This is a genomic window from Roseobacter insulae, assembly GCF_019375555.1.
Lineage (GTDB): Bacteria > Pseudomonadota > Alphaproteobacteria > Rhodobacterales > Rhodobacteraceae > Roseobacter > Roseobacter insulae.
Genome location: NZ_JAHXDN010000001.1, coordinates 1,204,298 through 1,229,215, shown reverse-complemented (window position 1 = coordinate 1,229,215; position 24,918 = coordinate 1,204,298). Strand labels below are relative to the sequence as shown.

Annotated in this window: 28 protein-coding genes; 8 read left to right on the top strand and 20 right to left on the bottom strand. The window is 59.0% G+C overall.

All coding sequences use genetic code 11. From position 1 onward, the window contains the following. Window positions 1-152: 152 nt before the first annotated feature. Window positions 153-911: an electron transfer flavoprotein subunit beta/FixA family protein gene (locus KX928_RS05880; protein WP_219499913.1), complete on the top strand. Its 759-nt coding sequence runs from the start codon at window positions 153-155 to the stop codon at window positions 909-911. Continuing rightward, window positions 911-1,840 carry an electron transfer flavoprotein subunit alpha/FixB family protein gene (locus tag KX928_RS05875; RefSeq protein ID WP_219499912.1) on the top strand — a complete coding sequence of 310 codons (930 nt, stop codon included), beginning with the start codon at window positions 911-913 and terminating at the stop codon, window positions 1,838-1,840. Before KX928_RS05880 ends, KX928_RS05875 begins: the two co-directional genes overlap by 1 nt. A 54-nt stretch (window positions 1,841-1,894) precedes the next feature. Here KX928_RS05875 and KX928_RS05870 read toward each other — a convergent pair whose 3' ends face one another. Then, entirely contained in the window at window positions 1,895-2,731 is an 837-nt protein-coding gene (locus KX928_RS05870; protein WP_219499902.1) for a DUF6473 family protein, read from the bottom strand. A gap of 157 nt (window positions 2,732-2,888) precedes the next feature. On the opposite strand from KX928_RS05870, the gene KX928_RS05865 reads away from it, so the two are divergent. Continuing rightward, entirely contained in the window at window positions 2,889-3,764 is an 876-nt protein-coding gene (locus KX928_RS05865; protein ID WP_219499901.1) for a 3-hydroxybutyryl-CoA dehydrogenase, read from the top strand. A 13-nt stretch (window positions 3,765-3,777) separates the two neighbouring features. On the opposite strand, the gene KX928_RS05860 is transcribed toward KX928_RS05865, so the two are convergent. Genes KX928_RS05860 through KX928_RS05830 form a run of 7 tightly spaced genes read right to left on the bottom strand, consistent with a single transcriptional unit; the run spans window position 3,778 to window position 9,160 of the window. Further along, a complete protein-coding gene (locus KX928_RS05860) occupies window positions 3,778-4,659 on the bottom strand; it encodes a lysophospholipid acyltransferase family protein (RefSeq protein ID WP_219499899.1) in 882 nt (293 codons plus the stop codon). Between the two features lie 43 nt (window positions 4,660-4,702). Then, complete coding sequence (locus KX928_RS05855; protein ID WP_219499897.1) at window positions 4,703-4,972, bottom strand: HPr family phosphocarrier protein; 270 nt, start codon at window positions 4,970-4,972, stop codon at window positions 4,703-4,705. Next, on the bottom strand, window positions 4,969-5,382 hold the full coding sequence (locus tag KX928_RS05850; RefSeq protein WP_219499895.1) for a PTS sugar transporter subunit IIA: 414 nt from the start codon (window positions 5,380-5,382) through the stop codon (window positions 4,969-4,971). The genes KX928_RS05855 and KX928_RS05850 overlap by 4 nt, the downstream gene beginning before the upstream one ends. A 3-nt stretch (window positions 5,383-5,385) precedes the next feature. Then, window positions 5,386-6,273, bottom strand: coding sequence for an RNase adapter RapZ (gene rapZ, locus KX928_RS05845; RefSeq protein WP_219499893.1), 888 nt, complete (start codon window positions 6,271-6,273; stop codon window positions 5,386-5,388). Then, window positions 6,270-6,683 carry an HPr kinase/phosphorylase gene (locus KX928_RS05840; RefSeq protein WP_219499891.1) on the bottom strand — a complete coding sequence of 138 codons (414 nt, stop codon included), beginning with the start codon at window positions 6,681-6,683 and terminating at the stop codon, window positions 6,270-6,272. Before KX928_RS05840 ends, rapZ begins: the two co-directional genes overlap by 4 nt. Before the next feature lie 45 nt (window positions 6,684-6,728). Further along, entirely contained in the window at window positions 6,729-8,417 is a 1,689-nt protein-coding gene (locus tag KX928_RS05835) for a sensor histidine kinase (protein WP_257883528.1), read from the bottom strand. A gap of 41 nt (window positions 8,418-8,458) precedes the next feature. Beyond that, window positions 8,459-9,160: a response regulator transcription factor gene (locus KX928_RS05830; RefSeq protein ID WP_195819692.1), complete on the bottom strand. Its 702-nt coding sequence runs from the start codon at window positions 9,158-9,160 to the stop codon at window positions 8,459-8,461. A 323-nt stretch (window positions 9,161-9,483) separates the two neighbouring features. On the opposite strand from KX928_RS05830, the gene KX928_RS05825 reads away from it, so the two are divergent. Continuing rightward, the gene (locus tag KX928_RS05825) at window positions 9,484-11,082 is read left to right on the top strand and encodes a phosphoenolpyruvate carboxykinase (RefSeq protein ID WP_219499887.1); all 1,599 of its coding nucleotides are present in this window, start codon (window positions 9,484-9,486) and stop codon (window positions 11,080-11,082) included. 42 nt (window positions 11,083-11,124) lie between these two features. On the opposite strand, the gene KX928_RS05820 is transcribed toward KX928_RS05825, so the two are convergent. Beyond that, a complete protein-coding gene (locus KX928_RS05820; RefSeq protein ID WP_219499885.1) occupies window positions 11,125-11,856 on the bottom strand; it encodes a hypothetical protein in 732 nt (243 codons plus the stop codon). A gap of 53 nt (window positions 11,857-11,909) precedes the next feature. After that, window positions 11,910-12,842, bottom strand: a complete 933-nt coding sequence (locus KX928_RS05815) for a helix-turn-helix domain-containing protein (protein WP_219499883.1) — start codon at window positions 12,840-12,842, stop codon at window positions 11,910-11,912. A gap of 155 nt (window positions 12,843-12,997) precedes the next feature. Between KX928_RS05815 and KX928_RS05810 the strand changes: the two genes are divergently transcribed. From KX928_RS05810 to KX928_RS05795, 4 genes are all read left to right on the top strand, one after another. Further along, entirely contained in the window at window positions 12,998-13,357 is a 360-nt protein-coding gene (locus KX928_RS05810; RefSeq protein WP_219499881.1) for a helix-turn-helix domain-containing protein, read from the top strand. A gap of 300 nt (window positions 13,358-13,657) precedes the next feature. Continuing rightward, a complete protein-coding gene (locus KX928_RS05805; RefSeq protein ID WP_219499879.1) occupies window positions 13,658-15,340 on the top strand; it encodes an acyl-CoA dehydrogenase family protein in 1,683 nt (560 codons plus the stop codon). Between the two features lie 146 nt (window positions 15,341-15,486). Beyond that, a complete protein-coding gene (locus KX928_RS05800; protein ID WP_219499877.1) occupies window positions 15,487-16,008 on the top strand; it encodes a TetR/AcrR family transcriptional regulator in 522 nt (173 codons plus the stop codon). After that, entirely contained in the window at window positions 16,005-16,412 is a 408-nt protein-coding gene (locus KX928_RS05795) for an META domain-containing protein (RefSeq protein ID WP_219499874.1), read from the top strand. Before KX928_RS05800 ends, KX928_RS05795 begins: the two co-directional genes overlap by 4 nt. Here the strand turns inward: KX928_RS05795 and recO are convergent. The 10 genes from recO to KX928_RS05745 form a co-directional block, all read right to left on the bottom strand. Beyond that, a complete protein-coding gene (gene recO, locus KX928_RS05790) occupies window positions 16,396-17,121 on the bottom strand; it encodes a DNA repair protein RecO (protein WP_219499872.1) in 726 nt (241 codons plus the stop codon). The genes KX928_RS05795 and recO overlap by 17 nt on opposite strands. Further along, the gene (locus KX928_RS05785) at window positions 17,121-17,450 is read right to left on the bottom strand and encodes a DUF1491 family protein (protein ID WP_219499870.1); all 330 of its coding nucleotides are present in this window, start codon (window positions 17,448-17,450) and stop codon (window positions 17,121-17,123) included. Before KX928_RS05785 ends, recO begins: the two co-directional genes overlap by 1 nt. A gap of 48 nt (window positions 17,451-17,498) precedes the next feature. Continuing rightward, window positions 17,499-18,407, bottom strand: a complete 909-nt coding sequence (gene era, locus KX928_RS05780; protein WP_219499867.1) for a GTPase Era — start codon at window positions 18,405-18,407, stop codon at window positions 17,499-17,501. Next, window positions 18,404-19,090, bottom strand: coding sequence for a ribonuclease III (gene rnc / locus KX928_RS05775; protein ID WP_219499865.1), 687 nt, complete (start codon window positions 19,088-19,090; stop codon window positions 18,404-18,406). Before rnc ends, era begins: the two co-directional genes overlap by 4 nt. Then, window positions 19,087-19,926, bottom strand: coding sequence for a signal peptidase I (gene lepB / locus KX928_RS05770; RefSeq protein ID WP_219499864.1), 840 nt, complete (start codon window positions 19,924-19,926; stop codon window positions 19,087-19,089). The genes rnc and lepB overlap by 4 nt, the downstream gene beginning before the upstream one ends. A gap of 239 nt (window positions 19,927-20,165) precedes the next feature. After that, entirely contained in the window at window positions 20,166-20,570 is a 405-nt protein-coding gene (gene acpS, locus KX928_RS05765; RefSeq protein ID WP_219499862.1) for a holo-ACP synthase, read from the bottom strand. Window positions 20,571-20,700: 130 nt separating this feature from the next. Then, the gene (locus KX928_RS05760; protein ID WP_219499860.1) at window positions 20,701-21,123 is read right to left on the bottom strand and encodes an ABZJ_00895 family protein; all 423 of its coding nucleotides are present in this window, start codon (window positions 21,121-21,123) and stop codon (window positions 20,701-20,703) included. A gap of 111 nt (window positions 21,124-21,234) precedes the next feature. Beyond that, the gene (locus KX928_RS05755) at window positions 21,235-21,987 is read right to left on the bottom strand and encodes a pyridoxine 5'-phosphate synthase (RefSeq protein WP_219499858.1); all 753 of its coding nucleotides are present in this window, start codon (window positions 21,985-21,987) and stop codon (window positions 21,235-21,237) included. Between the two features lie 15 nt (window positions 21,988-22,002). Next, the gene (locus tag KX928_RS05750) at window positions 22,003-22,674 is read right to left on the bottom strand and encodes a DUF2062 domain-containing protein (RefSeq protein WP_219499857.1); all 672 of its coding nucleotides are present in this window, start codon (window positions 22,672-22,674) and stop codon (window positions 22,003-22,005) included. An 87-nt stretch (window positions 22,675-22,761) separates the two neighbouring features. Continuing rightward, complete coding sequence (locus tag KX928_RS05745; RefSeq protein ID WP_219499855.1) at window positions 22,762-24,918, bottom strand: RelA/SpoT family protein; 2,157 nt, start codon at window positions 24,916-24,918, stop codon at window positions 22,762-22,764.

The window sequence follows — 24,918 nt, the reverse complement described above, 5'->3', positions numbered from 1 at the left end:
CAAACCGGGAAATTGGATTAAAACGCGGCGTTCCTGCCGCGTGGCATGACGATTTTACACTGTTTCATGCAGCTAAGCTTGGTTAAACCACACCTCAGATAAAAAACCGACTTGCGGCAACGTGAGTCGCATTCCTAAGGAGAGAGACGCCAATGAAGGTTCTGGTACCTGTCAAACGCGTGATCGACTACAACGTGAAAGTGCGCGTCAAAGCGGACGGATCGGGTGTTGATCTTGCCAATGTGAAAATGTCGATGAACCCGTTTGACGAGATTTCCGTCGAACAGGCCATCCGCCTCAAAGAGGCAGGTCAGGCCAACGAAGTGGTTGTCGTGTCCATCGGCGTCAAACAATGCCAGGAAACACTGCGCACAGCCCTGGCCATGGGCGCGGACCGCGCCATTCTGGTGGTTGCTGCCGACGACGTTCACACCGACATCGAACCTTTGAGCGTTGCCAAAATTCTCAAGGCGATCGTGGAGGAGGAGCAGCCCGGCCTTGTCCTCTGTGGCAAGCAGGCAATCGACAATGATATGAACGCCACCGGCCAGATGCTGTCAGCCCTGATGGGGTGGAGCCAGGCGACCTTTGCCTCCGAAGTTGCCATCGAAGGCGATCATGCCGTGGTGAGCCGCGAAGTTGACGGCGGGATGCAGACCATCAAGGTGACCATGCCAACCGTCGTGACGGTCGATCTGCGGTTGAACGAACCGCGCTATGCGTCGCTGCCCAACATCATGAAGGCGAAGAAGAAACCGCTCGACGAAAAGACCGCCGCGGATTATGGCGTCGACGTCTCCCCACGCCTCGAAATCGTCAAAACCGTTGAACCGGACGCACGTGCCGCCGGTATCAAGGTTGGCTCTGTGGATGAGCTGGTATCGAAACTCAAAGAAGCGGGGGCCGTGTAATGGCTGTTCTACTCCTTGCGGAAGTAACCGACGGTGAACTGGCGATGGACGCCACTGCCAAGGCGGTGACCGCTGCCAAGATGCTGGGCGACGTAACCGTTCTGGCGGCCGGTGGCTCCGCTGCGGCTGCGGGTGCTGCTGCCGCCAAGATTGATGGCGTCAGCAAAGTGCTGGTGGCAGAGGATGCCTCCCTCGGGCATCGGCTCGCGGAAGCGACTGCCGCTCTGATCGTCTCGCTGTCCGGCGACTACGAACACATCGTTGCACCGGCGACGACCGACGCGAAAAACGTCATGCCGCGTGTGGCGGCCCTGTTGGATGTCATGGTGATCTCCGACGCTTCAGGCGTTGTGGATGGCAGCACGTTTGAGCGTCCGATTTACGCGGGTAACGCCGTTCAAACAGTCAAATCAGCCGATGCCAAAAAGGTCGTCACCTTCCGGACATCGACGTTCGATGCCGCGGGCGAAGGCGGGTCGGCTTCCGTTGAAACGATCTCTGCCGTGGATAATCCGGGGCTGAGCGAATGGGTCGAGGACAAGGTTGCAGCCAGCGACCGTCCCGAGCTGACATCTGCCGGTGTTGTTGTGTCCGGCGGTCGCGGCGTTGGGTCGGAAGATGACTTTGCCCTGATCGAAAAACTGGCTGACAAACTGGGTGCAGCCGTGGGCGCGTCACGCGCCGCGGTCGATTCAGGCTATGCGCCGAACGACTGGCAGGTCGGTCAAACGGGTAAAGTCGTCGCTCCAGACCTCTACGTGGCGGTTGGCATCTCCGGCGCCATTCAGCATCTGGCCGGGATGAAGGACTCCAAGATCATCGTTGCCATCAACAAAGACGAGGAAGCTCCGATCTTCCAGGTTGCTGATTACGGGCTGGTTGCGGACCTCTTCTCGGCAGTGCCCGAGTTGATTGAAAAACTCGACTGAGATCGCATTGCCCGACAGTCAAAGCCGCGCTTCTCGGAGCGCGGCTTTTTTTGTTCACACCAGTTTGTGCAGGGCCTCACCCAGTTTCACGGCAACTTCACCATGTGCCTTGGGGCCAAGCATTTCGGCCGCGGCCATCGCCTCCATTTGACTGAAAACCATGCCTTCCGTGCCCGCGGCCGTGGCTTCGGGTGTTGCGACCACTTCGACAAGTTCAGCCACCGACTGGCGCAACTCGTCGAGCATTTCACGCGTCACGAACAAGGGTGTGCGAGACTGTGCCGGGTCCAGACCCACCGGCTCACTTCGCAAAGGCGCATGATCTGCAAACCAGACCAAAACGACCTTGCTCTCGATCCGTTTGGTCAACAGCTTCATCCGGGCCGTCCACGCGTTTTGCAATTCATCCCGAACCACTGCAAAGCGTTGCTTGGATACCTCGTAAAGGCAGCTGAGCATGTGCTTGTTGAAATGAAACTCCGCAAAATCTACTTCCGGATAGATCGACTTCAACAGTCTGGAGGCTGAAACAAAGCGGTCATTCCGCCGCGGGTGGACCGTGTAGAACCTGTTGGACAGATTTTGCGCCCCAACGACCTGAATGACAGTCGCCGAAGCGCCGTTACAGGTGTCTGCAATAAACCCGTCGTTTGTCAAAACGTCGACGCCAGCATTGCAGATGCCGAAGTTCACGCAATTCACCCCAAGGTCGCTCTCCACCAGCGCCGGAAACGGCGTCTTGATGAACTTGCCGTAGGTCGACGTGCCGCCCAGAAAGGCAACATACGGCGCGTCCAGTCGCCGCTCAGGTCCGCGAAACAATAGTCTTGAGTTGCCATATCTGCATGGCGCATAGTCGAGAGCCCCCGCTCCCAGTACGTCATAGGTCATAAAACCCACCTTTCCTGAATCACCCGACAGGGACCATGCACGGCGCCTCCTTACATTCCCTTAAACGCGGAATTTGACAGGTATTTTAAAGAGCGCATGGCCTTGCGGCTCCCCTGCCCGGCACCGTAGAGTGCAGCGAAATCACAAGGGGCGTTGCATGGAAATCAAGACCATCGGGATTGTTGGTGCGGGTCAGATGGGCAATGGCATCGCGCATGTGATGTCGCTCGCGGGATACGATGTTTTGTTGAATGATATCAGCCAGGAAGCGCTCGATGACGCGATGGAACTGATGAGCAACAACATGGCGCGCCAGGTCAGCCGCGGTAAGATCACCGAGGAAGATCAGACAGCTGCACTCAAACGCATCCGAACAACACAGGTCCTGACGGAACTGGGACAGACCGATCTGATCATCGAAGCCGCGACGGAGCGGGAGACCGTGAAACAAGCGATCTTCGAAGATCTGGTGCCGCACCTGCAACCACACACGATCCTGACATCCAACACGTCATCGATTTCGATCACCCGCCTTGCGAGCCGCACGGACCGGCCCGAAAAATTCATGGGCTTCCACTTCATGAACCCGGTGCCGGTCATGCAACTGGTCGAACTCATCCGCGGGATCGCCACCGATGAACAGACATTCGCGGCCTGCAAGGATGTGGTGGACAAACTGGGCAAAACCGCCGCTTCCGCTGAAGATTTCCCCGCCTTCATCGTGAACCGTATCCTGATGCCGATGATCAATGAAGCTGTTTACACGCTCTACGAAGGTGTGGGCAGCGTCCAATCCATCGACAGCTCTATGAAGCTGGGTGCTAACCATCCGATGGGGCCCCTCGAACTGGCGGATTTCATCGGACTGGATACCTGTCTGGCGATCATGAATGTGCTGCATGACGGTTTGGCTGACACCAAATACCGCCCCTGCCCCCTGTTGACCAAATACGTCGAAGCAGGGTGGTTAGGACGAAAAACGCAACGCGGCTTCTACGATTACCGGGGAGAAGCACCCGTCCCGACGCGCTGACCATATGGTGTCATCAGTCCGTCAGGGACAGGGTGTGGTCGCGCAACCACGCCATGAAACCGCGCGGATCATCATCCCATTTTCGGAGATCTGCATCCGACAGAGGATGACCGACAACAGGTGCTTGTGGCTTGTTCAGAGAGTGCACGATTTCGTGCAGCAGCAGACCCTGGCGCAACATCGGTGACAGTTTGTTAGCAATCTGGTATGCGCGGGAATTCTGGCCCGGGAACCTGATTGGCAGAACCGTGGCACCGGAGCGACGGATCAGCTTGGCGGTGAAAACGTTCCACTCTCCTTCGACGGCAGGGCCAAAGAATGTCTCGGATGCCGCGACACCCCCCGATGGGAACAGCGCAACCACGCCGCCTTCCTTGAGATGCTCCATCGCCTTGGCACGCATCTCGACCCCCTTGCGTTGCGCGTCAGGATCATGCGGGAATGGCACGGGGATCATGTAGGACCCTGCGACCTCATCAATCACCGTCAGCAATGAGCGGGTCAGAATTCGGTAATCGGGACGCACACGCCCGATCAGGTCCGCGAAAATCATGCCATCGACCATGCCGTGCGGATGGTTCGACACCACGATGACCGGACCATCCTTCGGGATACGGTCCAGCTGGCTTTGCGGCGTCATCAGGTCAATGCCCATGACGTCAAGCGCCGCGCGCCAGAAGGCCTGACCGGTCGGCGCACCGCGTTTTTCGAATTTGCGCACCAGACGCAGAATGGTGAGTTTCCCGGTAAACGCCTCGATCACCCGTATGATTGCTGCCTTTCTGGGGTCGCCGAAAGTCGATGCGTAGGACAAGCTGCGTCGGTCGTATTTCTGAAGATCAACCGTTTCAACAGTTGGTGTCGCTACGTCGATGTCTTGCGTACTATCTGCCAAGACCTGCTATCCTGCTGAGCGCACTTTGTGAACGCGCGGTTAGTTACTGACCTTCGCCGAACATGTCCGCCACAAGTGTCTTCAGAGCGTCAGCCAGAGCATCAGCGTCGGGTCCAGAGGTCCGTATGTCAATATAACTTCCCTTGGACGCTGCCAACATTAAAAGTCCCATTATGCTGTCTCCCGAGGCCGACAGGCCATCCTTCGAGACCTCCACGCTGGCATCGAAAGCTTCGACAACTTCCACGAGTTTTGCCGAGGCACGCGCATGCAGCCCCTTTTCGTTTACGATCTCAAGAGTGCACTCAGTCATGGTCTGGCTTGGCTTTCCTGCTCTTGGCTCACATTCTGGCTGTCGATGTACTTCTTACCTGCTTCCAGCGCCAGCCGAACCGCATCCGGGACCGCCTTGTGCCGGCTTTTCGCCAGTTTGATCAGCATGGGCAGATTTGCACCGTAAAGGATGCGCCGATTGCCGGGCTGACATGCCAAGAGGCTGAGATTGGACGGCGATCCGCCATAAAGATCAGTGACGACCACCACGCCGTTTCCCTTGTCCACATCATTTGCCGCTGTGCAGATTTCCTGTTCTTTCAATGTGCGATCATGGTCCGCGTCAATCGAGATTGCCCTGATACCCGTCTGCTTGCCCACAACATGCTCAACGGCGGCCAGGTATTCCTTGGCCAACCCGCCATGTGCGACAATCACGATACCGATCACGGCTTATGCCTCTTCTTTTTTGCGTAGGTCCAATTCGCGGTGTCTTATTGACACCTGCCAGCCGTTATCTGCAAGGCGCAAAGCATGCCTCTGCGCCATAACAACCGAGCGATGCTGTCCGCCCGTACACCCAAAGGCGATTGACAGGTATGATTTTCCCTCATCGCGATAAGCAGGCAGCAACAATAGGCTCAGGTCCAGCACTTTGTCGGCGAACTCACTGAACCGGGGATCGTCTTGAACGTAGGATTCGACAGCGGCATCCGTGCCGTTCAACGCCCGCAGCTCCGGTATCCAGAAGGGGTTGGCCAGAAACCGGCAGTCGAACACCATATCGACACTGCGCGGCAGGCCCCGCTTGTAGGAAAAAGACTGAACAGAGACCGTGAGGCGCCTTTGGCCCCCGGGAGCGAACCACTGTTCCACCTCTGACCGAAGCTGGTGAACGTTCAGATCACTGGTATCAATCAACACATCGGCGCGGGCTCGCAACGGCCCAAGCATCTCCAACTCGCGCGTGATGCCATCGGCCAGGCGATCTTCCGGTGCAAGCGGATGCCTGCGCCGTGTTTCGGAATATCGGCGCAACAGCACGTCCGTGCTGCAATCAAGATACAACAGTTCCGGCACCAGCCCGGCAACACCGGTTAGTTGCCCCAGAAGATCAATCACGTTCATCGTGGAAAAGTCGCGGTTCCGGGGATCGATCCCCAAGGCCAATGGACGGTTGTGCGACTGGCCCTCCAGCAGGTCGGGCAGCAGACGAAGCGGCAGGTTGTCGACGGTTTCAAACCCCGCATCCTCCAGCACATTGAGCGCACTGGACCGCCCGGCCCCTGACGGCCCGGTAACAAAAACAACGCGGCGTGCTGTCGGTTCCTGTTCGGTCATTCCGGATCTCTTCTTCCAGCTTTCAGATATTGCAAGATTGCCGCCGGAAAATAGGCGCTATCCACATTGTGAAGAAGCGGTATACGGATACCGAGAAAGATGCGTTCCCGGTACTCGGGCAAGCGCTCCATTTCTGCGTCATCCAGATCCACTGCAACAACCACGTGGGCGGAAGTATAGTCTGGGACCTTTAACAACCCGACACCACGCGCTTCGATCAAACCCTGAAGTGTTGCGGGAGCCCTGGCGGTCAGGTTCAGCCCGTCCTTGGCAAGGGCGGTCTGGTCATCGGCGACGAGGTCAGCGCCATATGCCATCAATTGCAGGGCAAGTCCCGATTTCCCGCGCCCGGCAGAGCCCAGAATGAGCACCGCCCGCCCGTGCAATGCAACACAGCTCGCGTGGAACAAAACCGGGCCGCGATCAGAAGCAGGCGCGCCGCCCGGATTCACGGGTCAGATTGGCAGGCCCACGACGAAGCGCGCGCCCAGGGGATCTGATGTGATGTCAGCTTCGGTCGGACGAATGTTTTCGGCCCATATCACGCCACCATGCGCCTCGACGATTTGCTTTGAGATCGCCAGGCCAAGCCCCGAGTTGTTTCCGAAGTGCTCATCCGGCCGCTGCGAATAGAAGCGTTTGAAGATCTTGGCCAGCGCCTGATCGGGAATACCGGGTCCCGTATCCTCGACCACGATCAGCACCCGGTTGGCCTTGGTCCGTGCCCAAATCCGGATCGCATCGCCATCCTCGCAGAACGAAATGGCATTCGTGATCAGGTTGACGAAGACCTGTGCAAGCCGCGCTTCCAACCCATGAACGATGATCGGCGTGTCGGGCAAATCCGTGATGAACTCAATGCCTTTTGAGCGTGCATCTTCACCCAGATACTGCCCGAGATTCGACAGTGTGGTCAGCACATCGAACGGCTCTTCCTCTTCCTTGACCAGTTCGCTGTCAAGCCGGGAAGCGTTGGAGATGTCACTGACCAGGCGATCCAGGCGGCGTACATCATGATCAATCACATCAAGCAGCTTTTCGCGCTGGTCCTCGCGCTTGACCATTCGCAACGTTCCGACCGCCGAGCGCAGGGATGCCAAGGGGTTCTTGATTTCATGGGCGACGTCCGCGGCAAACTGCTCGTTGCCATCTATGCGGTTATAGAGTGCTGAAATCATGCCCCGCAGCGCACCGCTCAAGCGGCCGATTTCGTCAGGCCTGGCCGTCAGGTCCGGAATGCGAATACGGCCCGGGTTCATTTTCCGGGCGTTTTTGTCGCGCCCAAGTTCCGCGGCAGCCGACAAATCGGCAAGAGGGTTGGCAATTGTCGATGCCAGCACAAGGCTGAGACCGATCGAAACAAGCGTCGCGATGACAAACATCTGCAACACTCGTTCGCGCTCGCCACGGACCAGATTGTCAATCTCCCCGGTTGCGGTCGCCACGGCCACGGCACCAATGGCCTGTCCATTTTGCAGGATCGGTGTCACGACCGTGAAAAGCGCGCCCCCCGCGATGTCCAATTCGTTGCGGATTTGAGTGCCATCCTTAAGGCTGCCATCAATCATCGGTTTGATTTTGTCACTCAACGGGGTCTGGTCCGCGACTTCCAGTTCTCCGAACGGAGCGGATATTGCTGACCACAGCCAGCTCAAGCCATCGGTCAGAAAGGTTTTTCCCCCCGCATCGCCCGCGATCTGGTCCGCCGCCAATCGGCCTTCGGTATTAGCAATGAGAGTCTTGGACTGGTCGTAAACAAACACTTCGACGCCATTGCGCAGGTCAAGGCTGTCAAGCGTTGCCGCCACGTCCACACCATCGCTGGTGGCCAGATTGACTGGTGCGCCAGAAGGCAGCTGAACCTCGATAATATCAGCGATCAGCTCGGATTCGGAAACCAGTGAGGCCGCGCGTTGCAGTGCCAGGCTGTCGCGCGAGGAGTTGAGGTACAGGATACCGGCAACAAGAACATTGAGCGCGATCAGATTGAACGTGATGATCTTCCGCGTCAGTGGCGAGCTGCGCAGGGACATCAGACCGCGTCGCTCGCGCGACGCGCGCATTTCACTTCCGGCGGTGCTTTCCGGCGCCACCCAGTCTTCTCCCAGAACGACGTCGCCGTCCTGGGTGGGAGGAGGGGTCATATCCCGCACAAAGTTCCTCTCGGCCAAAGCCATCTCTTCGGTTATTCTTCGTTATATCTGTAACCGATACCGTAGAGGGTCTCAATCGCCGAGAACTCATCATCCGCGGTGCGCATCTTCTTCCGAAGGCGCTTGATGTGACTGTCGATCGTGCGGTCATCGACGTAAACCTGATCGTCGTATGCGACATCCATCAACTGGTCACGGGATTTGACGAAGCCGGGGCGTTGCGCCAAAGCCTGCAGCAGCAGGAATTCGGTGACCGTCAGCGACACATCCTTGCCCTTCCAGCTTACCGCGTGGCGCAGGGGATCCATGCGCAGATCACCACGTTCCATGACTTTGGTTTCTTCGCTATCGGCCACAACATCACCGGCAACCGCGTCCTGACGCCGCAACAGCGCGCGAATACGTTCCACCAAGAGCCTCTGCGAGAAGGGCTTTTTGACGTAGTCATCGGCCCCCATGCGCAGGCCCAGTACCTCGTCGATCTCGTCATCCTTGGAGGTCAGGAAGATCACCGGCATCGCGGTTTTCTGCCGCAAGCGCTGTAGCAGGTCCATCCCATCCATGCGCGGCATCTTAATATCAAGCACTGCCATGTCCGGCAGTTTCTTGTTGAACGCGTCAAGCGCGGCCTGCCCGTCATTATACGTTTCGACCTCAAAGCCCTCTGCTTCGAGCGTCATGGACACGGACGTCAGGATATTCCTGTCGTCGTCCACCAATGCAATTTTAGACATTACCCGTTTCCTTGTACTGCTCGTTTATTTGATTTTTTGGGCAATTGACCACTTTTTGGCCCTCCGAATCAATCCTTAAGTGCGAATCAGCACGGCACTCCGCCACATTTGGGTCATAATTTGATTACCAATGGCTAAATTGCCGCACATTGGTGCCATGCCGCGAACAACCTCGCACATGCATTCCACACCACGGGAGACCTGCGGAAATAAAGTTTGCAATGATGGCGCTAACTGCACCTTACCTGCCTGTTCAACAACAAAATCGGCATGTTAAGAGGCGCATGCGCCTTATTCAGGAGCGCACCAAAGGAGACGTGCGGATGACACATGGACGGGTAAACCCGGACTTCACCCTCGAGGATCAAGGGATCAAGGGGGTAGGTACTGTCCACTATAACCTGATCGAACCCGATCTCATCCAAGCGGCTCTTTTGCGGGGCGAGGGTCACCTTGGCCGGGGCGGCGCATTTCTTGTGACGACCGGAAAGTTTACCGGCCGTTCGCCAAAAGACAAACATGTGGTGAAGACCGACAGCGTCAAAGACACCATCTGGTGGGAAAACAACGCTGCCATGACCCCCAAGGGGTTCGACGCGCTGCACAGCGATATGCTGGACCATATGAAGGGTCGCGACTACTTCGTGCAGGATCTCACCGGTGGCGCCGACCCGAAACATGCGATCAACGTGCGCATGATCACAGAGCTTGCATGGCACGGGCTTTTCATCCGCCATATGTTGCGGCGCCCGGACCGCGAAGACCTGGACGAGTTCATCGCCGATTTTACCGTGATCAACTGCCCCAGCTTCAAGGCGGACCCGGCAAGGCACAATTGCCGCTCGGATACTGTCATCGCGATGAACTTCGACAAGAAGCTCATCCTGATCGGGGGCACAGAATATGCGGGCGAAAACAAGAAATCCGTCTTCACCCTGCTGAACTATCTTTTGCCAGCCAAGGGCGTGATGCCGATGCACTGTTCCGCCAACCATGCGACGGGGAACCCGGTCGACACCGCGGTCTTCTTTGGGTTGTCGGGCACCGGCAAAACCACTCTGTCCGCGGACCCTGCCCGCACGCTGATCGGTGATGATGAACATGGCTGGTCAGACACGGGAACCTTCAACTTCGAGGGCGGGTGCTACGCAAAGACAATCAACCTGAGCGCCGACGCAGAACCCGAGATCTACGCCACGACAGAAAAGTTCGGCACCGTGATCGAGAACATGGTCTATGATGAGCAGACCAAGGAACTCGATTTCGACGATGACAGCCTGACGGCGAACATGCGCTGCGCCTATCCGCTTAACTACATCTCCAACGCGTCTACCTCCGCGATCGGCGGGCATCCCAAGAATATCATCATGCTGACGTGCGACGCCTTCGGCGTGTTGCCTCCGATCTCCCGGTTGACGCCGGCGCAGGCGATGTACCACTTCCTGTCGGGTTTCACCTCCAAGGTAGCGGGGACGGAACGGGGCGTGACGGAACCCGAGCCGACCTTTTCCACCTGTTTCGGCGCACCCTTCATGCCACGGCGCCCCGAGGTCTACGGCAACCTGCTGCGCGAAAAGATCGCAACCCACGGCGCAACCTGCTGGCTGGTGAACACCGGCTGGACCGGCGGCGCCTATGGCACCGGCAGCCGCATGCCGATCATGGCCACCCGAGGGCTGTTGACCGCTGCCCTTGATGGCTCGCTGGCCGATGCCCCGTTCCGCAAGGACCCGAACTTTGGTTTCGACGTGCCGGTAGATGTGAAAGGTGTGCCAAACATTCTGCTCGATCCCCGCCGCACATGGGACGACGCGGCAAGTTATGACCGCCAGGCGGCAAAGCTCGTCAAGATGTTCTCGGACAACTTCGAACAGTATCTGCCATTCATTGACGAAGACGTGAAAGCGGCGGCGATCAGTTGAACGCCGCCACGTGGACTGAAGTGCCCATCCATGCGAACCGCGCTAGGCCGCCTTGCGCTGGCGCTGTGGCACGTCGACCACATCGACCACCGGCATTTCGAGCAGGTACCGCGTGTCCTCGTTGCTGAGATAGCTCACGAAACCTTCCAGCGGCGCCTCATGCCCCTTGCGGTACCAGCGCAATGCGCCCGGCTCGTTGTGCATGTAGCCCATTCGCTCGGCAAAGCCTTTGTAGGCAACAGTGCGTGCCATGAAGCCGAAGATGTAATCCGGATTCCAGCGGCACATCGCCTCATGAATACCATAGCGGGCCAGCACGGTTGAGAGCCCCGTGCCCCGATATTGCCCGGTATCGCCCATCCAGACTTCACCGTGGTAGACCACCTGACCGGTGATGCGATTGGCACCGGGGCTTGCACGATACCGCGAACGCTCAAGATCCAGATCAGGGATTGCCGGCGGGAACTCCCTGAACTTCTTGAGCATATAGCCGCTGAGGGATTGCTGCTTGAGATCGATCAGACGTGACGCCTGGGTGTGCATCAACAGTCCATCGCTATCGCGCGCAATGAGCCAGAAGGCATTTTTATGGTTAAGATCGTGCACATCAGGGTCGAATGGCGCGCCCATGACCTGCTGCGGACGCTCGTCCCGAAGGAGCTGCCGGTACTCGAGGAAATTTGTCCCAATTGTGACCGTTATTTGATTTTGAAGCAGAATATCACGACTGGTAGCAACGAATTGTGCCCCCTCGTTCATACTATGAAATGACATGCCAAAACTCCTTTGCCGAGCACCCTCGGACAAAGGCTAGCCTAAATAAGTGCTTAACGCTCGAATTTTGCGTTAGCTGAGTCGAAATTTAACATAATATCGGCAGAAGGTTGCACAATTTTGCCATGATCCAGCCCGAATATCTCAATATCATCCGATGGCTCGACCAGGGAATACAGTGCCAGACTGCCGTCAGGGAATCGCCCTCCTAGCATTAAACGGTGGTAGTTAACGGGCTTCAACGACCCGTCAGATTCGCTCGGAACCAGTGTAAATACATGATCTAACCGCATACTTTGCGTGGTTTGAACCTCGTGGAACGGTTGATCCAGCATGCGCTTGAAGTCGTCCCCACCCGGCATCCGACCGAGAGATCGCCCAACGCTGCTGCGCGCTTTTGCCCAGCCAAACCACTTGACGAAAAAAGATTGCTCTCCGAACTCCACACATATCCATCCGGCGATCGTATGGCGGTAAACGATGAGGTACGGGCGCACATGTTCCATGTGAGGTGATTCGATATCTCCTCCCGCCATGGCCCAGCTTCGGAGCGTTTCACGCATCACACAGGACTCCGAATTCCATATGCGACTGAGCGAGTGCTGCTGCTGCCAAAAACACCAGCCATTCGGCAGAGTTGTGCTGAAAAGCTGAAGTCCGTGAACGTGACTTACGTTGCTGTTCAGCCACGCGTTGCCGCGGGCCAGAATATCCAGCGCCTCAGGCAGCGCACGCTCGCCATCTTCGGTCAGACGGTACTGGCGATCCTCCACGGTGAAGAGTGCAACGCCCTTCGCATCTTCGAGCTGGCTGATGTGCCGCCGCACCGTTTGTCGGGTGCTCCCCAGTTCCTTTACGGCGTGGCTGAGGTTGAGCGTCCGCGCCAGCGTCGTGAACGACCGGATCATCTCATGCAACAGGCCATGAGAGTCAGCGGTTTTCTTTACCGCTTCAGATGCAACTGACGGGTCCACGATCCGGTTCATGGCATCTGATGGTAAATAAATCACCCACTAATGCAACATTTTTCACCCATCACCTGAACATTTTTAATCAAAAAAAAGAAAAAGGTACTCAGTTGAACGATTCGCCGATTCCCGCGAAGAGTGAAGACAGTCACAACCAGAGGTGTTAAATAGTTATGTCCCATCCAGTCGATGTTCACGTTGGCCGCAAGTTGAAGCAGATCCGTACCATGCGTCGTTTGTCCCAGACAGACGTTGCGCGGGAACTGGACCTGTCGTTTCAGCAGATTCAAAAATACGAAATTGGATCTAATCGAATTGCTGCCAGCCGTCTTTACGAGTTATCGCGAATCCTTGACGTGCCCACGTCTTACTTCTTCGAAGGCCTTGATACTTCAGCGGAAAAATCCGAACGCCGCGATCCGGGCCTCGAAATCGTCACAGCGCTTGCCGCCATCCGTGACGATACAATCAAGACACGCATTGTCACGTTCATTGAGGACGTTTCAGGCGTAACCGTCGCACGTCAAGGCTGAGCCCCTGGTGACTGGCACGTCGGGCGGCAGGTTCGTCCACCGCCCGACGTGTCCCTTAGTTTAGTTAGAATCGTATTAGTACTGTGACTGATCAAGCGCCGCGAAAGCGGCGTTTTTTCCATTTTTGTCTCTCTTTCTGGAACAATATCACTGTTGCTCGGCAGCAACTGCATGGCGCGGCGCCCGAGAGAGGCAATCGACTTCGTAACTTTCGTCCAAATTGACGCTTCTTCACGTATTTTTGTTGCGCTGCAAGTGCGAAAGACCTACATCAAGCGCGACCGATAAAGGATGTAGAAAATGCCCCATGATGGACAATCCCCAATGCAGACACCCGTCATTCTGGACAACCTGCTGGCGCTGACATCCGCGGCTTTGCCGCCAGTGGATGCGGTACTGGAAACCGCGACATCCCGCGTCAGGTCGCTGGTGTCGGAGGACGGGCGCGTTTCTGGCAGATTGATCGAAGAACATCAGACGGCGGCCCATGGTCTGGCGTGGCTGGCAACCTATGCGCAAGCTTTGCGGCAGATGCACAACTGGGCGACCGCGCTGCAGGGTCAGGGAAAATTCGGCGAGACCGAACAATTGCTGCATCAGATCGCCTTCGGCGAATACCTCTGGCAAATCTACGGGGGCATCCAGATGAACCAGGGTGAGATCGTGCGTTTGCAGGACCTCGGTCTGGATCAATCGGACATGCGTGCCATGATGGACCCGGCAGTGAGGACGCTGACGCAGGGCGCAAACACCCAAGCGGCCCGTAGCCGCCTTGTGGCACTCATGCAGGAGCATTCGGCAGATATTACCGTTGGCGCATCGGGGCTGGATGAAGAGCTGGAAATGATCCGCGCTCAGTTCCGCCGCTATGCCGCTGAGAAAGTGGAACCATTTGCTCATGACTGGCATCTCAAGGACGAGTTGATCCCGATGGAGGTGATCGAAGAATTGGCCGAAATGGGTGTCTTCGGCCTCACGATCCCGGAAGAATACGGCGGTTTTGGCCTCTCCAAAGCCTCCATGTGCGTGGTCTCCGAGGAATTGTCGCGCGGCTACATCGGGGTGGGGAGCCTCGGCACACGCTCCGAAATCGCGGCCGAATTGATCATTGCCGGTGGCACCGATGCGCAAAAAGAAAAGTGGCTGCCGCGCCTGGCATCGGCGGAGACCCTGCCCACAGCGGTTTTCACCGAGCCTAACACCGGGTCGGACCTTGGCAGTCTACGCACACGTGCGGTCAAGGAGGGGGATGACTACCGCATCACCGGAAACAAGACATGGATCACCCACGCGGCCCGCACCCAGGTTATGACGTTGCTGGCCCGAACCGACCCCGGCACTTCCGATTACAAAGGTTTGTCGATGTTCCTGGCCGAGAAGACGCCCGGCGATGACGCCAGCCCCTTCCCGACCGAGGGGATGACCGGGGGTGAAATCGAGGTTCTCGGATATCGCGGCATGAAGGAATACGAACTCGCCTTCGACAACTTCCACGTCAAGGGCGAAAACCTTCTTGGCGGAGAAGAAGGCAAAGGGTTCAAACAGCTCATGGAGACATTTGAAAGCGCCCGCATTCAGACTGCGGCACGTGCCATCGGCGTCGCGCAATCCGCGCTCGATATCTCCATGCAGTATGCGCAAGACCGGAAACAGTTCGGCAAATCGCTCATCAACTTCCCGCGCGTCTCGGGCAAGCTGGCGATGATGGCCGTTGAAGTGATGATCGCCCGTCAGCTGACCTATTTCTCCGCCTTTCAGAAGGATCAGGGGCGGCGGTGCGATGTTGAGGCGGGCATGGCCAAGCTACTCGGTGCGCGCGTGGCATGGGCCGCCGCGGACAACGGGTTGCAGATACATGGTGGTAATGGGTTCGCGCTGGAATACAAGATCAGCCGCGTGCTCTGTGACGCGCGCATCCTCAATATTTTCGAAGGCGCCGCCGAAATCCAGGCGCAGGTGATCGCGCGGCGTTTGCTGGGCTGAACCGCCCGCTTTCCGACCGTTGCAAACTGCCTGCGTGTTGGGCGTTTTTCGCTCATGCAGGCCGGGCATGCGTCGCTCTCCGCCTGATTGGACGGGTTTGCCGTTTCGCACTTGCAGCATGGCATACCGCTACGTATGGCTAGCCTATGAAACGCCAGCGACTCACCCGCCAATCCTGGATAGACGCAGGCCTGGATGCGCTGATTGCGCAAGGGTCCACTGCCCTCGCGGCGGAGCCTCTGGCGCGGCAACTGGGCGCGACCAAGGGATCTTTCTACTGGCATTTCAAGGATGTACCGGATTTTCAGAAAGCGGTTGTCAAGGACTGGCAGTCGCGAGCCTTTGCCGATGTTGTCTCGGCGCTGGCGGAGGATGGCAATGCGGAGCAACGACTGCGCCAGTTCGGCGCACGAATCCTGTCCGATGAACAGGACCCGGCCATGCGCGCGTGGGCGCTAACCGCGCCGACCGTCGCCCGGGCCGTTGCGCAAGTGGATTCCGAGCGCTTGCGCTACACGGTCAACCTGCTGCGCCATCTGGGCATCAAGAACCCGGCCTTCGCGCAGAGCTGCCTGGGGGCGTTGATCGGCCTGCCGCAAGTCCGGGGCGACGCGGCACCCGCGGCGGCGTTTGACACCATGGTGGACCTTGTGTTGGCGCTCAAATGACGCGCTGGCGATGGGCGAGCCTGATCTTTCTCGGCGTCAGTATGGTGCTGGCGGGATGCAGGCAGGATGAAACGGTCAGCGCCTATGGTGCCTCGGACAAGGTCTGGCGGCTGATGGAAATGGACGATCAGGCGGTGCGCTACAGGGCAACGCTCACATTTCCTGAACCAGGCCAAATCACCGGAGAAGCCCCCTGCAACACCTACACCGCAACGATGGCCGTACCCTACCCGTGGTTCGAGGCCGGAGCGATCTCGACAACCCGTCTGGCCTGCCCCGGGTTGGCCGATGAGACGGAGTTTCTGTCCACGTTATCGGATATGACGCTGTCCGAAGTGCTGGGCGACACGCTGATCCTGTCAACGCCGGAAGACCGTAAGATGGTTTTCAAATCCGACGATTGAACGCCGCGACAAATCGGTCCCTTGCGTCGGGCAGAGGTCGGTTTCCCAGATCCTTTGCCAGATGCTCCTTCAGGAAATAACCTGTTGTGACAAGGCCCTGCGCGATATCCGCGTCCGCCGCATCCCCGAAACCGCGCAAGACGTCGGGCAAAGGCAACAAGCGATCCGCCCAGTCACCCGCCGCATCACGAGAGACAGCCCGGCCGGATTTGGGCGATATATACACCAGATCCTCTGATCGACCGGTCACGGCACAGCTGTCGAGCTGGAGCGCGTAGCCGAGCTCTTCAAGCAGGCGCGCTTCCCATCGCAAATAGGCAAGTGGCCATAAGTCCGCCTGCTCAAGAAGGTCGAGCAATTGCTCTGACTGGTGATAGAGGCGGGCATGCGGCTCCCGCTCGGGCAATGAAAACCCCAGCAGTGCGGTCACGGCGTTCAGACCCGCGAGCGCCAGACGGTCGTTCAGCGCCACCGCCGCCCGACTGCGAACAGGCTCGACCTGAAAGCTGCCAATGTGATCTTCGAGCCGCGCACGCCACGTCACGTCCAGTTGCGCTCCGGGCTGCAGTATGGGCGCGATCTTTCGGCTTGTGCCACCGCGCACGACCCCGGCATGGCGACCGTGCTCAGGCGTGAACACCTCGATGATCGCAGAGGTCTCACCGTGACGCCGGGAACTCAACAGAATGCCCTCGTCACGCCATTCCATCAGGAAAGCCCCGGCTGGTCGAGCAGATGCCGCCCCTGCCGATCCTCCACCTCGATCACCCAGATATCGGGATCATACCCACGCTGCCGGTCGATACTTGCGTCGACCTCCCGGTCATGGCCCTGTTCAAGGATCGACCATTCGCGCGTGTCTTCCATCAGGTTATAGCTTCGGTGATAGACCGTCGCCTGCCCGTCAAGCTTGTTGACCTTGACCAATATGCTGCCGGCCGTGTCGTCGCCATGGACCACGATGAAGGCCGGGATGTCCTGAACCCGCAACCGCGCGAGGTAGGCATCGATCCAGAAACGTGCCGTCAGGCGGGCCATTGTGGCCTCCACTTTGTCACTGCGTCCCGCCGATCGCGACCCACGGTATCAGGCGTTGCCGTCTTTGAACTCAAGTCCCATCTCCGAATAGCGCTCCGCCTCATCAAGCCAGTTTGGCCGCACTTTCACCTGCAGGAACAGATGCACCCTGCGACCGAGGAACTCTTCGAGCTCTTCGCGGGCGGCCTTGGACACGGCCTTGATCGTTTCGCCCTTGTGGCCCAGCACGATCCCCTTGTGCCCGTCGCGCACAACGTAAATCAGCTGGTCGATCCGGGCCGAACCGTCCTTGCGCTCTTCCCAGCCTTCGGTTTCAACGGTCAGCTGATAGGGCAGTTCCTGATGCAGCCGCAGTGTCAGTTTTTCCCGCGTCATCTCGGCGGCTATCATCCGCATCGGCAGATCGGCAATCTGGTCCTCGGGGTAAAGCCACGGGCCCTCCGGCAATTCCGCCGCCAGCCACCTGCGCAGCGCTTCAACACCATGCCCGCGTTCTGCGGAAATCATGAAGGTCTCGACAAACGGATATCGGTCGTTCATGGCCTTGCTCAGCCCCAGCAGAACTTCCGACTGCACCCGGTCGATCTTGTTGATCGCAAGGGCAACCTTGCGGCCCTCACCAATGTCCTGAAGGCCTTCGAGAATACGGTCGACACCCTCGGTCAGGCCGCGCTGCGCCTCGATCAGCAGCACAATGATATCCGCATCCGCGGCCCCACCCCATGCTGCCGCCACCATTGCCCGGTCAAGCCTGCGGCGCGGCTGGAAGAGCCCCGGCGTATCGACGAACACGATCTGTGCATCACCTTCCATCGCCACGCCCCGGATGCGGGCGCGGGTGGTCTGCACCTTATGGGTCACGATGGATACCTTGGCCCCGACCATGCGGTTGAGAAGTGTGGATTTGCCCGCGTTGGGCTCTCCGATCAAGGCAACAAAACCTGCGCGGGTACTCATGTGGACTTCTCCAGTTCGGCCAGAAGGGTGCTGGCGGCTGCCTGCTCTGCCTGACGTTTCGAGCCGGCCGTAGCTTCCTGGCTTTCGCCGTTTTCGAGCTGTGCCGCAATGGTGAAAACAGGTGCGTGGTCTGGCCCCGAGCGGGAGATTTCAACGTAGGATGGTGGTTTCAGGCCGCGGGCCTGCGCCCACTCCTGCAGCGCTGTCTTGGCATCCCGCGCGTCTTCCTCGACCTCGTGAACCCGGGGCCCCCACAGCCGCAGGATCAGATTCCGCGCCGCATCAAACCCGGCGTCGAGAAACACGGCGGCGATGACGGCTTCGATACCATCGCCCAGCAGCGCCTGCTTGCGGCGCCCGCCAGACAGCATTTCAGACCGTCCCAGGCGCAGCACAGCGCCCAGATCGATCTGGCGCGCCACGTCCGCACAGGTCTCCTTGCGCACCAGAGCATTGAAACGGGGCGCCAACTGGCCCTCGGTCGCGCCCGTGTCGAGGGCCAGAAGAGCTTCGGCCATCACAAGGCCAAGGACACGATCCCCCAGAAATTCGAGGCGCTGATTGTCATCCCGGTTGGCACTGGACATCGACGCATGTGTCACCGCCTGTGCCAACAGGTCGGGCTTGGAAAAACTGTGCCCCAGTCGATCCTGAAAGGATCTCAGCTCCGCAGAGAGTTTCACTCAACGGCCTTGAAAAAACGGTCGCCGCGCCATGTCCAGAAGAATAGCATGGAACGTCCGCCCGATGAAAACATGATCCTGTCCGCGCGGCCGATCAGGTTTTCGAAAGGCACGAAACCGACACCCTGAACCTGTTGCGCCAACCGGCTATCGGCCGAGTTATCGCGATTGTCGCCCATGAAAAAGTAATGCCCTTCAGGTACTTGATAGACGCCGGTGCGATCGGATGCCTGCAAGCCGATATCCAGAACGACATGTTTGGTGCCGCCGGGCAGTGTCTCGATCGCGCGTTCCTTGTGGCAGGTACCACCATCGCCGATCGGGCCGTTGGAACAGCGCGGGCGCCGGCCTTCGGGGCCCTGCGGCTGCATGATCTCGGCGAAGACACCGGCGGGTTCCTGAGGGGCCGGCTCGCCGTTGATGTAGACCACGCTGTCGCGCATCTGGATGCTGTCACCCGGCATCCCGATCAGCCGTTTTATATAGTCGCGGCCCGACACCGGGTGCCGGAAGACGACCACATCACCGCGGTCCGGCGTGTTACCGAACAGACGGGTGTTGTCACCGTCAAAGACGCCGCAAATGTCCTTGGCATCCACATCAATGCCGAACCTCGGCAGGATCAGGCTGGGGCAGGAGGCATAGGAATAGCCGTAAGCCATCTTGTTCACGAAGAGGAAGTCGCCAACCAGCAGGGTCTCCTTCATGGAGCCGGAGGGAATCCAGAACGGCTGGAAGAAGAGGGTGCGGAAAACCCCGGCAATGAGCAGCGCGTAGACGATCGTTTTGATCGTCTCGACAAAGGCGTTCTGCTGCTTTTTCTCTGTGGCGGCCATGGGGCGCTCCCGTGATTTGGTTTGCGCCTAAATGCGGGCGGGGAACAGGGCTGTCAAGGCGCGCGGGCGCAACGTTCGGTGTACCGATGAGCGCGCGGCGGGCGAATCACGCTTAACGGCCTGCGTTTGCGGGTTTTGGACCGGGCACAACCCGTGCACAGCGCGTGCACAGCCTGTGCACCGCCAATGCGCCAAAGGCACCGTTAACGCAACGCGCGCGGCGGATCGTGACCGAAAGGTTAAGAGGCTGTCGGCAGCGCTTCGATCACCACGAAGGCCTGCGCCCAGGGGTGGTCATCGGTCAGTGTCACGTGGATTACCGCCTCGTGGCCCGCCGGTGTGAGCGCGTCGAGCCGGTCCTTGGCCCAGCCGGTGACATGCATGATCGGCTGGCCCGAACGCAGGTTGGTGACCGACATGTCCTTCCACGCGATGCCCATGGCCAGCCCGGTGCCAAGGGCCTTGGAGCAAGCCTCCTTGGCCGCCCATCTCTTGGCATAGGTGCCCGCCACATCCCTGCGCCGCTCAGCCTTGCGCTGTTCGGTCTCGGTAAAGACGCGGTTGCGGAACCGGTCGCCGAAACGGTCCAGGGTCCCTTGTATCCGGTCGATGTTTGCAAGGTCTGTGCCAATACCGATGATCATGAGGCGTGATTAGCGCGGTTTTCCCAGGTGCGGTAGGCTCATTTTCGCCCGAAACCGCGCAGACCACCGAAAAACAGGCCGGGCCTGTACCCGACCTGCCCGCAAGGAACCCTGCGGAACGGCGGTGCCGTCAGGCCATGTGCCGCAGGCCGGAGCGCAGACCCATGCCGTAGCCAAGGCGCAATACCACCCAGGAAAATCCAACGGCCAGAAGCAGAACCGCGGCTGCCTTCATGGTGTCGATCACCGAGAAAATGCCGAGGATTTCGGGGGTCACCACAACCAGCGCGCCAAAGATGATCGCAGAGAGGATCATCACCATGCCGGTCATTTCCAGCGACGCCCGCCAGATCACAGGCTTGGCCGGGGGGCCCTCGCAATGGCGTCCGAAGAACTGCCCTTCAATGATCGCCGCCGCCAGAAGCGGTATGACGGATGTGCCGACCGAACTGAGGTCAAAGGCCACGAACTGCTGGATAATCATCGTCAGAATAATGGTGCCGATGGTGATCAAAACATAGTTGAAACAAAACCGAAGCGGACGGAATATCATCTGCTCCCTCCCTAAAATGAACTGGTAACAATGATGACAATTATATGTAAATTCGCGCAATTCGCAACCTCCGGGCGATCCAATGTTTAAAATTTGCAACTTATAGGCGGATTATGACCGGCGTGCTTCGTCCATAAGTTGCCGCATTTCCACGATTGCGGGACCCAATCCAAGAAAAATGCTTTCGCCGATCAGGAAATGCCCGATGTTCAGTTCCATCACTTCGGGAAAGGCGGCGACGGGTTTCACCGTGTCATAGGTCAGCCCGTGGCCGGCATGCACCTCCAGCCCCAGTTCATGCGCATAGGTGGCCATATCCCGCAGGGCGCGGAGCTCTGCGTCGCGCGCCTCCAGACGGTCTTCGGCATGGGCATCACAATACGCACCGGTATGGAGTTCGATGACCTGCGCGCCTATTCTGTGGGCCGCCTCGATCTGCCGCCTGTCGGCGGCGATGAAAATGGAGACCCGGCACCCGGCATCCCGCAGCGGGGCGATGAAATGCGCCAGCTTGTTTTCCTCGCGGGCAACTTCCAGCCCTCCCTCGGTCGTGCGCTCCTCGCGTTTTTCCGGCACGATGCAGACCGCATGGGGTTTGTGACGCAGGGCAATTTTCTGCATCTCGTCGGTTGCCGCCATCTCGAAGTTCAGCGGGACAGTCAACACCTCCATCAGCCCCTCAATGTCGGCGTCTGAAATATGGCGCCGGTCTTCGCGCAAATGCGCGGTAATGCCGTCTGCGCCCGCTTCCTCGGCGATCCGTGCCGCGCGCAGCGGATCCGGGTACGCACCGCCGCGCGCGTTGCGCACCGTCGCCACATGGTCGATGTTTACGCCGAGGCGCAGCTTTCCGTGATTGGCCATTTACAGCCTCCCATTTTAGTCCCCGGTAGAATGTTCCGCATTGCGCTTGGCATCTGCTTTTGCTGCAGCTTTGGCTTTGAGCGCGTCGAATTTGGCCTTGATCATACCTTTGCGGCGTTTTTGATAAACCCGGATGACCGGCACGGCCAGATAGTAGCATATCGTCGCGGACACAATGCCCGGCAGAATGCCCCCGACCATGTAGGGAAAGAAGATTTCGTCGTAAAACACCGACAGGCGCGACCAGTCCGCGGTGGCATTGGTGAAGATGGCGATGAAGTTGTCTTTGAGGTCCGCCCCGGCGTCGACGAACTTGCCCCCGAAGGAGCGCGAGATACGCTCATCCATATCGTCGCCCAGCAGCCAGTGGCCGGTGGACAGGGCCGCGACCCCGATGGGGACATAGGTCAGCGGATTACCAAAAAACGTGCCCATCAGCGAGGCGATGACATTGCCGCGCATGACCGTGGCAAGACCGGCCGCGATAAAGAAATGCAGACCGTAGAAAGGCGTGAAGGAGGCAAACACCCCCGCCCAGATCCCGCGTGCGATCCGTTCAGGGCTGTCGGGCAGACGGCGCATCCGGTGCTTGACGTAATGAAACGCACGCGCCCAGCCGCCGCGCGGCCAGAGAAATTCTGCCAGTGCACGGGGCCAGCTTTTCGGATCGCGGCGTTTGAAAACCAAAGGGCGGAGTTCCTTTTAACTCTTGTGAGATGTCTGCGCCGGCAGAACACCCCGAAATTGTGACCTCTAAATGGCCGGGTAGCGGCATCAGGCGGGAGTTTCGACGCCCCCGTGTGACATATTGCGGTAGCGTGAAATTTCCGCCACGTCGCTTTCAGCTTCGAGCGTCAGCATCAGGGAATGCAGATGCGCAACATCTCTCAGTTCGACATAGATCAGAAGACGGTAAAAGTCAGGTTTCCGGTCGATAAATTGTAAGTCAGAAATATTGGCGCTTGTTTCCCCGATCAAGGTGCAGATGCGCCCCAGCGTGCCGGAATCGTTGTTGAGCGTGACGTCGAGCGTCGCGCCGTAGACCGCCGGGTGGCTGCCTTCGTGCCAGCGCAGGTCGAGCCAGCGGTCCAGCTGGTCCTCGTACGCGCTGAGCCGGTCGCAATCGATCGCATGCACCACAACGCCGCGCCCGCGGAAGGTGATGCCGACGATGCGTTCGCCGGGCAGTGGCTGACAGCAGAAGGCCCGCTCGAACGACTGGCCCGCGTCCAGACCGATCACCGCGCGATGGGCGTCCACTTTTTCGCCGGGTTTCGGCGTGAGATCGGGATAGACCGCCTGCAGCACCTCGCGCCCGGTGATCTCGGCACTGCCAAGGCGGGCGAGCAAATCCTCGCGGTTCTCGAAGCGCAGGTGACGTGCGGCGGTGGCCAGCGCCTTGTCGGTGGCCTTGCGGCCCACATGTTCGAAGGCCGAACGCGCCAGTTCGCGCCCCAGCTTGACGAAGCGCGCGCGGTCCTGGTCGCGCAGGGCGCGGCGGATCGCCGAGCGTGCCTTGCCGGTGGTGGCGATGTCGAGCCAGGTGGCCTGCGGGCTCTGGCCTTCGGCGGTGATGATCTCGACGTTCTGGCCGTTCTTCAGCCGGGTCCAGAGCGGCACGCGCATGTGATCGACCTTGGCGCCGACGCAGGCGATGCCGATGCGGGTATGGATGGCAAAGGCGAAATCGATCGGCGTGGCGCCGCGCGGCAGCTTGACCACCTCGCCCTTCGGCGTGAAGCAGAAGACCTGGTCGGAATACATCTCCAGCTTGACCGCTTCGAGGAAATCCTCGTGGTCTTCCTCCGCATCGAACTGTTCGGAAAGCTGGGTGATCCATTTGGCGGGATCGACGGCGAAGGGGTTCTGCGACCGCACCCCGTCGCGGTAGGACCAATGCGCGGCGACCCCGGTTTCGGCGACATCGTGCATCTGCGAGGTCCTGATCTGCACCTCGACGCGCTTGCCGTCGCGGCCCGACACCGTGGTGTGGATGCTGCGATACCCGTTCGATTTGGGTTGGCTGATGTAATCCTTGAACCGCCCCGGCACGGCGCGCCAGCGCTGGTGAATCGCCCCCAGCGCGCGGTAGCAGTCCTCCTCCGACCGGGTGAGGATGCGGAAACCGTAGATGTCGGAGAGCCGCGAGAAGGTCTGTTCCTTCTCCTGCATCTTGCGCCAGATCGAATAGGGTTTCTTGGCACGGCCAAAGACATCGGCCTCGACACCGGCCTTGTCCAGTTCCAGCCGCATGTCCCCGGTGATCCGCTGGATCACATCGCCGGTTTCGCGTTGCAGGTTGATGAAGCGCCGGATGATCGAGGCGCGGCCCTCGGGGTTCAGGACACGAAAGGCCAGATCCTCCAGCTCCTCGCGCATCCACTGCATCCCCATGCGGCCCGCGAGCGGCGCAAAGATATCCATCGTCTCGCGCGCTTTCTGCGCCTGCTTTTCCGGGCGCATCGCCTTGATCGTGCGCATGTTGTGCAGGCGGTCGCTGAGCTTTACCAGGATGACCCGCAGATCCTTCGACATCGCCATGAAGAGCTTGCGGAAATTCTCGGCCTGCTTGGTCTCGGTCGAGTTCAGCTGAAGGTTCGTCAGCTTCGTGACGCCATCCACCAGCATCGCCACCTCGTCACCGAAAAGCTCCGCAACTTCCATGTAGGAGGCCTTGGTGTCTTCGATCGTGTCATGCAGCAGCGCGGTGATGATCGTCGCATCATCCAGTTGCTGCTCCGTCAGAATGGCGGCAACGGCAACGGGATGGGAAAAATAGGGCTCGCCGGAGTGACGTTTCTGACCCTCATGCATCGCGCGGCCGTAGTCATAGGCCGCACGGATCAGCGTCTCGTTCGTCTTAGGGTTGTATTTGGTAACGAGGCTGACCAGATCGTCGGCGGTAATGTCCATCTGGTCAGTCGTGGTCAT